The 11,341-nt window shown below is 68.9% G+C and carries 7 protein-coding genes and 1 pseudogene; 5 read left to right on the top strand and 3 right to left on the bottom strand.

What is annotated here, in order from left to right; genetic code table 11:
- Positions 1-30: 30 nt before the first annotated feature.
- Positions 31-1,548: an ankyrin repeat domain-containing protein gene (locus ACYVO6_RS12925; protein ID WP_461060535.1), complete on the bottom strand. Its 1,518-nt coding sequence runs from the start codon at positions 1,546-1,548 to the stop codon at positions 31-33.
- Between the two features lie 83 nt (positions 1,549-1,631).
- Positions 1,632-2,522 carry a hypothetical protein gene (locus ACYVO6_RS12920; protein ID WP_461060533.1) on the bottom strand — a complete coding sequence of 297 codons (891 nt, stop codon included), beginning with the start codon at positions 2,520-2,522 and terminating at the stop codon, positions 1,632-1,634.
- A 91-nt stretch (positions 2,523-2,613) separates the two neighbouring features.
- Here ACYVO6_RS12920 and ACYVO6_RS12915 point away from each other — a divergent pair, with 91 nt between their 5' ends.
- The 5 genes and pseudogenes from ACYVO6_RS12915 to ACYVO6_RS12895 all read left to right on the top strand — a co-directional run.
- A complete protein-coding gene (locus ACYVO6_RS12915; protein ID WP_461060531.1) occupies positions 2,614-2,958 on the top strand; it encodes a chorismate mutase in 345 nt (114 codons plus the stop codon).
- Between the two features lie 202 nt (positions 2,959-3,160).
- Positions 3,161-3,694: a response regulator gene (locus ACYVO6_RS12910; protein ID WP_461060529.1), complete on the top strand. Its 534-nt coding sequence runs from the start codon at positions 3,161-3,163 to the stop codon at positions 3,692-3,694.
- Positions 3,695-3,791: 97 nt separating this feature from the next.
- Positions 3,792-6,293 (top strand): aminopeptidase N, encoded by a 2,502-nt coding sequence (gene pepN, locus ACYVO6_RS12905; protein WP_461060527.1) that lies wholly within the window; start codon positions 3,792-3,794, stop codon positions 6,291-6,293.
- 308 nt (positions 6,294-6,601) lie between these two features.
- Positions 6,602-7,981, top strand: coding sequence for a pyridoxal phosphate-dependent decarboxylase family protein (locus ACYVO6_RS12900; protein WP_461060525.1), 1,380 nt, complete (start codon positions 6,602-6,604; stop codon positions 7,979-7,981).
- A pseudogene (locus ACYVO6_RS12895) lies at positions 7,978-9,357 on the top strand (lysine N(6)-hydroxylase/L-ornithine N(5)-oxygenase family protein); the annotation flags it as partial. The gene ACYVO6_RS12900 and the pseudogene ACYVO6_RS12895, both read left to right, overlap by 4 nt.
- 31 nt (positions 9,358-9,388) lie before the next feature.
- Here ACYVO6_RS12895 and ACYVO6_RS12890 read toward each other — a convergent pair.
- A complete protein-coding gene (locus ACYVO6_RS12890; protein ID WP_461060523.1) occupies positions 9,389-11,197 on the bottom strand; it encodes a bifunctional metallophosphatase/5'-nucleotidase in 1,809 nt (602 codons plus the stop codon).
- Between the last annotated feature and the right edge of the window lie 144 nt (positions 11,198-11,341).

Here is an 11,341-nt window from a genome sequence, read left to right as displayed (position 1 = left end):
CTCCCCCACCCACCCGCGCCCCCGGAGTCCTCAGATCCGGCGTGGCAGCGTCCACTCCAGCAGTGTCCGGACCCGGTCGTCCCGTATGTGCTCGACTGCCTCCTCGGCGGTCGTGCGCGGTGTGCTGTCGGGCTTCTCCTCGGCGAGCAGTCGCTCCAACGCGGCGATCGCTCGTGGATCCTGACGCATGGCCAGCCCGCGGGCTGCCTCCGCCACCACCTCCGGATCCGGGTCGTCGAGGAGTGCGGCAAGGGCGTCCCGCAGCGCGGGGGAGTCCGTGTCGAGTACGGCCAGTGCCGTCGTCGCCCAGTTGCGTACATCCCTGTCCGCGTCCCCCGCCAGGGCGATGAGCCGCGCGACGCCCTCCGAGTGAGAGGCGGGGACGAGCCCGCACAGGGCCACGGCGACGGCGCGTCGTACGCCGGTGTCCGGATGGCCGGCGTGCCGGAGGATCTCGGGTAGGGCGGCGGGGTCCTGATGCTGCCCGAGCGCCGCGACGACGGATCGCAACGTCAACGGCTCCTCGGCCTCACGCGCCAACTCCCGCAGCAGCGGCACGCTTTGGGCCGCGAAAGGGCGTACGGCTGCCTCGTCCCGATCCGGCCCGCCCTCCGTCCCCAACCGCCCCAGCACATCCGCCCCGAAGGCCTGCCGCAATGGATCCGCTCCGTCGCCGCACCACAGGACCGCTGCCCCGAACGTCTCCTCGTCGCCACGCCGTGCGAGCGCGGTCACCGCCTCGGTCCAGTCGTCGTTGTCGGGGTCGGCGCAGCGCAGGGCGCGGTCGGCGAGTTCCGAGGCGGGCGCGGTGATGCCCAGCGATGTCTCCAGGAGGGTGACGATGGCCGCGTGGCCCGTCTGCTGGTCGTTGCCCGAGGTGGGGCGGCCCTCCCCGTCCTTCATCAGTTCGACCTCGACGGTCACGCCGCCGTCCTCCCGGAAGCGGTGGGTGACGTACTCATGGCCGGACCCGTGCGTGCGCTCCAGGCCTGCCCGCAGCTCCGCCTCCACATCAAGGGTCAGCCAGCGTCGGGCCTCGGCCAGCGCCTCGGACCTGGCCCACGCCCCGTGCTCGAGCAGGGCGCGTACACAGCCGGGGGAGCCGCGGCGCGCGGCCGTCACCAGCGGGGGCTCGCCGGTGGGGCCCGGACGGTTCGGGTCCGCGCCGCCCGCCAGGAGCTCGGCCACCACGGGCGCGTGGCCGCGCTGGACAGCCCAGGCCAGGGCCGTGAACCTGAACTCCTCCACCAGATCCGGCCGCGCCCCGGCCGCCAGCAGCGCGCGTACGACCTCCGTGTGCCCACCGCACGCCGCCCCGCACAACGGCGAATCGGTGCCCGAGCTGAGCCGGTCCGGTGCGGCCCCGGCCGCCAGGAGGAGGCGTACGACACCGGGGTCGTCCGCCATGGCCGCCAGATACAGGACTGTCTGGCCGTCCTCGTCCACCGATTCCGGACTCGCGCCCGCGCGCAGCAGCCGAACGACCGCGTCCTCGTCGGCCTCGTACACGGCGGTGAACAGACTGGCCGTCAGATCGTGCGTGTTCATCCTTCGACCTTCGCCCGTCAGGCGCCTGCGGGGCAAAGCATTTCGCCATGAAACACGTGACGTTGCCCATACGTCGCACCAGGCTACGTATCGCACTCCAGCACCGTCCGGCACAAGCCGCAGCGGGCCCGCACCCGGCCCCGTACCGGCACCCGGATCCGCTGATGGCAGGTCGGGCAGGGGAACGACACACGCAGCGGACCATGGCCGTCGGGGGTGAAGTCGTACGGGACGCCTACGGGACGGCCGTGGTGGTCCTGGGCGTGGCGGCGGTCCTTCGCGTAGCGGCGGCGGCCCGCCCAGCCGGCCGCCGTCAGCGGGGGCTGCTGCTCGTCGTGGCGGGCCCGCGCCATGCCCTTCGTGTACGCCGTGTACGCCTGCGGGCTGGTGAACCACGTCGAGGGATCCTCGCCGAAGACCAGAGACCGTTTGGCGAGGACGTATCCGAACTCCTCCGGAGTGAGATAGCCGAGCTTCTGCGAGGAGGCGCCGTCCTCGCGGAACGCGTCCAGCAGGAGCCAGCCCGCGCCCAGATACGTCGTCGCGGTGTCCGTGAGGATCTCGTTGTCGCGCGTGCCCGGGAACGACAGGTCCAGGCGGTGCAGATAGACGTGCATGATCTCGTGTGCGAGCGCGGCGCCGATGTCCCTGCGGTGGGTGCGGAAGCGGTCGTTCAGCTCGATGAAGTACTCGGGGCCCGCGGCGAGTTCGACGTTCGCCGCGTGGTGCATCTCGCGGAAGCTGACGATCATGCGGGCGTCCGGCAGCCGGAAGTGCTGGACCAGCTCGCGGGCCACGCGCTGGGCGCCCAGGTACAGGTCGTCATGATCGGCGAACGCCACGTCGGCGGGGACCACGCTGGTGTCGAAGGTGTGGATGGTGTCGTACGAGAGCCGTTTGTACAGCGCGGTGATCGCCGCCCGCACCGTGTCCAGGTGCGGGTAGCCATGCTCGACGGGACCGCCGTTCGCCACGCCCGCACCCCCAGGAGGCTTGAACCCACATCCACGATAAGCGTCCGGCGCCTGCGGGTGGCGGTGGGAGCCGACAGTAGGGTGAACGGTCATGACCACCAGCAACAACGGAACCGAAGGCGTCGAGCCTGCCGTCCGCGCCGAGCTCGCCCGGCTGCGCGACAGCATCGACAACATCGACGCCGCCGTCGTCCACATGCTCGCCGAACGCTTCAAGTGCACCCAGCAGGTCGGGCACCTCAAGGCCGCCCACCAGCTGCCGCCCGCCGACCCGGCCCGCGAGGCCCACCAGATCGCCCGTCTGCGCCGGCTCGCGGAGAACGCCAAACTCGACCCCGCGTTCGCCGAGAAGCTCCTCAACTTCATCATCGCCGAGGTCATCCGTCACCACGAGAGCATCGCCGACAACACGAACACCGTTCAGCAACAGCCGTAACTGGATTCGGCTCCTCAACCGTCCCGACGGCAACCGTGTTTCTACCGGCTGACCCCGTTCCTCGCGCTTTTGTCCGCGCACCCCCTCGGCCTCGGCGCCGAAATGAGGCATCCTGCGCGCAGCACTCCTTGTCAGTCTGTGAGTACTCCCTGTCAACCGGTCCGGGCACCATCTGGTTGTCCAAGCGAGGGGGCTTCGCGCAATGCCGTCGGATGCCAAGATCCTCATCGTCGACGACCATGAGGAAACGCTCTACGCGCTGGAAAGCGCCCTGGCCCCGCTCGGCTACCGGCTGGCGCGCGCCACCAACGGCGACGCCGCCCTCAAGGAAGTCCTGCGCGGCCAGGTCGGATTGCTCGTCCTCGATGTGCACATGCCCGACGTCAGCGGCTTCGACGTCGTCCGCTACCTGCGCCGACTGGAACAGACCCAGCACATTCCCGTCATCCTGGTCACCGGTTTCGGCCCGGACGCCGAACTCACCACCACCGCCTTCCGGCTCGGCGTCGCCGACCTTGTGATGAAGCCCATAGACCCCTGGGCCCTGCGCACCAAGGTGCGGTACCTGTACGACGCCCACCAGCGGTATCTGCGGATGAAACAGGAGGTACGCGAACTCCGGGCGCTGGTAAAGGAGTTACCGCCCCCGAACCAGACCCTGGAACCCGACCCCCGCCTCGACACCCGCGTACCGCCGCAGCGGCCCGTCCTGCGCGAGCACGACCAAACCGCGTAGGACCACGTACGACCCCGAGGCCCGCGCACGTACGAGGCAGCCGACCGGAACCCGACCTCACCTGCGCAGCACCCCACCCATCAGGCAGCATGTCCCCATGTCCGTACTGACGCGCGCCGAAGCGCAGATCCGTGCCCGGCTTCTCGACGTCCACCGCTACCAGATCGAACTCGACCTGACGCGCGGCGACGAGCTCTTCGACTCCCGCACCGTCATCCACTTCACGGTACGGAGCGACCTGGAGGCCGTGGACACCTTCGTCGAGCTCAAGCCTGCCGAGCTGCGCAAGGCTACCCTCGACGGACAGCTGCTCGACCTGGACACCCTGGACGAGAACCGGCTGCCCCTCAAAGACCTCACCCCGGGCGAGCACGAACTGCACATCGACGCCGTCATGCGCTACTCACGCACCGGCGAGGGCATGCACCGCTTCACCGACCCCACCGACGGCGAAACGTACCTCTACACCCAGCTGTTCATGGACGACGTCCAGCGCGTCTTCGCCGCCTTCGACCAGCCCGACCTCAAAGCCGTCTTCGAACTGTCGATAAAGGCCCCCGAGGACTGGACCGTCCTCGCCAACGGGATCACCGAACACCAGGGCGACGGCCTGTGGAAGGCGGCTCCCACCCCGCTGATCTCCACCTACCTCGTCGCCGTAGCCGCCGGCCCCTGGCACTCCGTACGCACCGAACACCGCGGTCTCCCCTTCGGCATCCACTGCCGCCGCTCCCTCGCCCGGTACCTGGACACCGACGCCGACGAACTCCTCGACATCACCCGCGCCTGCTTCGACCGCTACCACGAGAAGTTCGAGGAGCCCTACCCCTTCGACTCCTACGACCAGGCCTTCGTCCCCGAGTTCAACGCCGGCGCCATGGAGAACCCGGGCCTGGTCACCTTCCGCGACGAGTACGTCTTCCGCTCCGCCGTCACCGACACCGAACGCCAGACCCGCGCCGTGACCATCGCCCATGAAATGGCCCACATGTGGTTCGGCGACCTCGTCACCCTGCGCTGGTGGGACGACATCTGGCTGAACGAGTCCTTCGCCGAGTACATGGGCGTCCAGACCCTCGTCGAAGCCACCCGGTTCACCCGCACCTGGACCGACTTCGGCGTCACCCGCAAACCCTGGGGATACGAAGCCGACCAGCGGCCCTCCACCCACCCCGTCGCCCCCGACCCCGAAGCCGTCCCCGACACCGCCTCCGCACTCCTCAACTTCGACGGCATCTCCTACGCCAAGGGCGCCTCCGCACTACGCCAACTTGTCGCCTGGCTCGGCGAAAAGGACTTCCTCGCCGGCATCAACACCCACTTCGCCCGGCACAAGTTCGCCAACGCCACCCTCGCCGACTTCATCGAATCCCTCGCCGACGGCACCGAACGCGACGTCCACGCCTGGGCCGACTCCTGGCTGCGCACCACCGGAGTCGACACCCTCACCCCGAAGATCGGCCCCACCGACAACGGCACCTGCACCCTGACCATCGCCCACCACGGCAGCCGCCCGCACCGCATCGCCGTCGGCCTCTACGACCGCGACCTCAGCGACGAAGGCCGCCTCAGCCTCCGCGAACGCCTCGAACTCGACATCCCCCAGACCGAACCGGCCCACCCCATCGGCAAACGCCCCGCCCTGCTCCTCCTCAACGACGCCGACCTCTCCTACGCCAAGATCCGCTTCGACACGGACTCCTTCGCGACCGTACGCGCCCACCTGTCCGCCCTGCCCGACCCGCTCACCCGCGCCGTCGTCTGGAACGCCCTGCGCGACTGCGTACGCGACGGCGAACTCGCCCCCACCGCCTACCTCGACACCGCCCGCACCCACCTCCCGCACGAGACGGACCTCGCCCTCGTCCAGGGCGTCCTCGCCTTCGCCACCACCCAGATCGCAGACCGCTACCTGCCCGCCCACGACCGGCCCGCCGCCCTCACCACCCTCACCTCCCTGTGCCGCGACCTGATCCGCCGCACCGAGGACGGCTCCCACCCCGGACTGCGCCTCACCGCCGTACGCCACTTCATCGACGCCGCCGCCCAACCCGACACGATCACCGCCTGGTTCTCCGAAGGCACCGTCCCCGGCGGCCCCGAACTCGACCCCGAACTGCGCTGGCGCATCCTCGGCCGCCTCTCCGTACTCGGCGCCATCGACGACGCCGTCATCGAAGCCGAACTCGTCCAGGACCCCAGCGCCACCGGCCAGGAAGGCGCCGCCCGCTGTCACGCCGCCCTCCCCGACCCCGAAGCCAAACGCCAGGCTTGGGAGGCCATGTTCACCACCGACAACCTCTCCAACTACCTGTTCACCGCCACAGCCAAGGGCTTCTGGCAACCCGAACAGACCGACCTGGTCCGCGACTACGTCCCCCGCTACTTCAAGAACGCCCCCACCGTGGCCGCCCGCCGAGGCCCCGCGATCGCCGAAGCGGCGGGCCGCTGGGCGTTCCCGGTGTACGCGGTCTCACCCGAGACACTCCGCCTGGGTAAGAAGTGCCTGAACAAGGCCAACCCGACGCCGGCCCTGCACCGCAAACTGACGGACCAACTCGATGACATGGAGCGAGCGTTGAGGGTGAGGGAGGCGTAACGGCACCCTCGTAAGCAGGGCCGGGGGTGCGCCCCTTTTGGGGGCGCGGGGCTGTGTCGATATGCGGCTCCGCCGCGATGGGGGTCCCCCCGCTCTGGGGGTCCCCCCAGGCCCTTAAGGCACTGGGGGAGAAGCCGAGAGTGGGGGAGCGAGCAACCACAACGCACCCGCACTCGCACACGAACCCAACCCACCACCCCCGTACGCGCCCCGCCCAACCCGCGGAGCGAACCCGTACCTCCATTCGGGTGCCGATCGTTGGATCCTCCGGGGCGCGCAGCCCCAACCCCGCGCCCCGGAGGACGACCATGAGCCCGCTCGCATCAGACGTCGCATCAGGCTTCGCATCAGGCCCTCAAGGCCCAGCCGCCCTACGGCCGTTGCTCACCACGGTGCTCGACGCACTGCGCACCGGCGCCGCCGCAAGAAGAGGCCCACTGCCCACCGGCGGCCCCGAAACAGTGGCCGCACACATACGCGCCGCAGTAGGCGAACCCCTGCCCCAACACGGCGACCCGGACGCCCTCCGCACCCTCGTCCACGCCTTCGCGGCAGGCGCCGCCGACCCCGCCGACCCCCTGTGCACCGCCCACCTCCACTGCCCGCCCCTCGCCGTCGCCACCGCCGCCGACCTCGCCGCCTCGGCCCTCAACCCCTCCCTTGACTCCTGGGACCAGGCCCCCGCCGCCTCCGAGCTGGAAGCCCTGGTCACAGCAGCCCTCGCCAAAGAGGTGTACGGCAAACAGGCCGACGCCCTCGTCACCACCGGCGGCACCGAGTCCAACCAGCTCGCCCTCCTCCTCGCCCGCGAACTGAACGGCAACGTCCAACTCGTCTGCGCGGAGAACGCCCACCACTCCCTCCACCGCGCCACCTGGCTACTCGGCCTCCCCGAACCCATCACCGTCCCCGCCCCCGCAGGCACGCTCGACCCCACCACCCTCGACGAAACCCTCACCAAGCTGCCCGGCCCACTGATCGTCGCCGCCACCGCCGGCACCACCGACGCCGGACTCATCGACCCGCTCCCCGCCATCGCCGACGTCTGCCACACCCACGGAGCCCGCCTGCACATCGACGCCGCCTACGGCGGAGGCCTCCTCTTCAGCGACCGCCACCGCAGCAGACTCGACGGACTCGCCCACGCCCACACCGTCACCCTCGACCTGCACAAACTCGGCTGGCAACCCATCGCCGCAGGCCTGATCGCCGTCCAGGACCCGCACGACCTCCGCGTACTGGAACACCACGCCGACTACCTCAACGCCGACGACGACACCGAGGCCGGCCTCCCCGACCTCCTCGGCCGCTCCCTGCGTACGACCCGACGCCCCGACATCCTCAAAATCGCCGTCACCCTCAAAACACTCGGACGCCAAGGACTCGGCACACTCGTCGACCAAGTCTGCGCCCACGCCCGCGAGTTCGCCCACCTCATCGCGTCACACCCCGGCTTCGAGCTCTACGCACCGCCCACCATCAGCACCGTCCTCTTCAGACCCGCCCACGCCACCGACGACGCCGTCGCCGACATACGCCGCGCACTCCTCACCCAAGGCCGCGCCGTCCTCGGCCGCGCCCGCCCCGACGGCCGCCTCTGGCTCAAAGCCACCCTGCTCAACCCGCACACCACAACCGGCGACCTCGCCGCACTCCTGAAACTGGTGGAAGGACACACCCCCCGATGAGCCCGACGCCCCACCCCGCACGCCACGAACCCGAAGCACCCCGCGACCTGATCGGCATCGGCATCGGCCCCTTCAACCTCTCCCTCGCCGCCCTCGCCCACCCCCTCACCGAACTCGACACCGCCTTCTACGACCAACGCCCCGCCTTCGACTGGCACCCCGGCCTCCTCATCGACGGCGCCACCCTCCAAGTGCCCTTCCTCGCCGACCTGGTCACCCTCGCCGACCCCGCAAGCCCCTGGTCCTTCCTCAACTACCTCCGCAGCCGCGACCGCCTCTTCCCCTTCTACTTCGCCGAGCGCTTCCACATCCACCGCGCCGAATACGCCGCATACTGCCGCTGGGTCAGCGACCACCTGCCCGCACTCCACTTCGGCCACCACATCGACGCCGTCCGCTGGAACCCCGGGCGCGACCTCTTCGAAGTCGACTTCACCCGGCGACCCGACCCCGAAGGCGACGACGGCGAAGAAGGCGAAGCCCACGGCCGTACGTACGCCAAGAACCTCGTCCTCGGCATCGGCACCGCCCCCCACATCCCCGAACCGCTCCGCCCCCTCGTCGAAGCCCCCGGCGTACCCGTCATCCACGCCGCCGACTACCTCGAACACCGCGAACAACTCCTCACCGCCGACCACATCACCGTCATCGGCTCAGGACAGTCAGGCGCCGAGATCTACCTCGACCTCCTCCGCCACCGCCCCGCAGGCCGCGAAAAAATCCACTGGCTCGCCCGCACCGAAGCGTTCGCCCCCATGGAGTACTCCAAACTCGGCCTCGAACACTTCACCCCCGACTACACCCGCTACTTCCACGCCCTGCCCGAACCCGTACGCGACCGCCTCGTCCCCGCCCAATGGCAGCTCCACAAAGGCATCGACGCCGACACCATCGCCGCCATCCACGACGAGCTCTACCAGCGCACCCTCCACGGCGGCTGGCCCGACACTGTCCTCACCCCCGGCGTCCACGTCCGCACCGCCGGCCGCATCGCCAGGACGAGCATCGAACTCCACCTCGAACACATCCAGCAAGGCACCCGCACCCGCCTCACCACCGACGCCGTCGTCCTCGCCACCGGCTACCGCGAACGCCCCCTCGACCCCTTCCTCGCCGGCCTCGACCCCTACGTGAGCCGCGACAGCGCCGGCCGCCCCCACATCGACGACCAGTACCGCCTCACCCTCGACCCCACCGTCACCGGCTCCCTCTACGTCCAGAACGCCGAACTCCACACCCACGGCGTCGGCACCCCCGACCTCGGCCTCGCCGCCTGGCGCAGCGCCACCATCCTCAACTCCCTCACCGGCAAAGACCCTTACCCACTTCCGCGGCGCACCGCCTTCACCACCTTCGGCCTCGAAGACGGGACGCCGGGAAAACACGGGATCATGGGAAACCGGGGAATTACGGGAAAACCGGGGCACCATCCCGCGTCAGCTTCCACCCCACCGAAGCGAACTCCTTCGGATCCAGCGTGCCCTTCGCCGTCACCCACTCCGCGATCCGCGTACGGATCTCCGTCGACTCCGACCACACCTCCGTAGCCGCCGCCACATGCGGGAACGCCCCACCACCATTGGCCCGGTAGTTGTTCACTGCGAACACGAACTCCTGCGCGTCATCCAGCGCCGCACCCTCATACGAAAGATTCCTGATCCGCGAACCGGCCGCCTGCGCGACATCGATCTCGTACGTCAACCCCGACACATAGTCGTAGTTGTAATCCGGACGGCCACCCGCATTGGTCAGCTTCTCCACATCGACGGGCGCCCCCGCCGCCGTCCGCACGAAATACTCCGCCGAATACTCCAGATACGCCCGCACCTGCGCACCCGTCATCACCTTCGCGACCAGCGTGTTGTCGTACACATACAGACTCGACAGATCCCGGATCGTCACCTCGCCGGCCGGGATCTCCGACGTACGGGAAAACGGCGACGCCTGTGCGATCACCGGCAACGACGCATACTCCGTCCCCGCCAGCGCCGCCTTGACCACGTCCTCCTGAACCTTCGTGATCAAGTCGATGATCGGCGCGTCCTTGTAACGGGCCTCGACCGTCGTCAGCGCCTCCGTCGCCGTCCCGACCACCTGATTCACATACGCCACCACGACGTCATGCTCGTCCTTCAGCAACCTTGTGATCTCCGGATCATCGGCAACCGCATTCGAGTTCAGCACCGAGGCCGCCACAGACTCGACCACCCACTGCCCCCGCTTGAAAACCAGCTCGAAATCGAAGAGAGACAACCGCTCCGCATACGCCAACGGCTCCGACAGCACCACGGTCCTACCCGTCTGCTCGTTGGTGACCTTCAACTCGGGAATCTCCACATGCGCATGCCCGACGAGAATCGCGTCGATCCCCGGCACCTGCTGCGCCACCAACGCCGCCGAATTCTCGACATACGGCAACTGATCACCGTACGAAGACGTCCCCGACGACCCACTGTGCGCCGAAACAACCACCACATCCGCACCCATCGACCGCAGCTTCGGCACCCACTCCGCCGCCTGCTCCTCAAGCCCCGGAAACGTCAACTTCCCCTGCACATAAGCCTTGTCCCAGATCGCAATCCCCGGATTCGTCAACCCCAGCACCGCCACCCTCACAGGCGGCAGACCCCGCACATGGAACGTCTTCATGAAGTACGGCGGAAAAGCCGGCCGCAGTGTCTTCGCATCCAGCGCATTAGCACCCAACAACGGAAACTCGCACTGCGCCTCGAACTTCCGCAACGTCTCGATGCCGTAATTGAACTCGTGATTGCCGAGCGCCACCGCGTCATACCCGATCGCGTTCATCGCCTGCGCCATCGGGTGCACCGGCCCGTCCTCGGCCGTGATCGGATCGACCTTCGCGTAGTAGTACGTCAGCGGAGTGCCCTGGATCGTGTCGCCCGCATCCAGGAGCAGGGTGTTACGGCGGCCCTTCTCCGCACGGACCTGGTTCACCAGCGTCGAAATACGGGCCAGGCCCTGCGCGTTGCCCTCCGAGTCGGCGTACTCCGCGTCCTTGAAATAGTCCCAGTTGAAAACATGCCCGTGCAGATCCGTCGTGCCCATGACGGTCAGCGCATACCGCTTCACCGGCTTCCTGCCTCTCGTCGCCTGGGCAGCCTGAGCCGCCGGAGCCGCGACCGTACCGGTGAGCGCCACCCCCGCCCCGGTCACGGCGGACTTCTTCAGGAACTTCCGGCGGTTCAGCGGCATGTCTCGTAACTCCTCGGAGGGGCGGGGTCCAACGCGCGCATGGTCAACAACGCGCGTAGATTCTGACCCGGTCATGACCAGCAGCAACAGACCCTCCAGGTTTCGATCTGATGACCGGCCAGTCCCAGAACCAGGCCACCGATG

The organism is Streptomyces pseudoechinosporeus (genome assembly GCF_054783935.1).
Note: the sequence above shows the minus strand (reverse complement) of the source record. Positions and strands in the feature narration are given on the sequence as shown.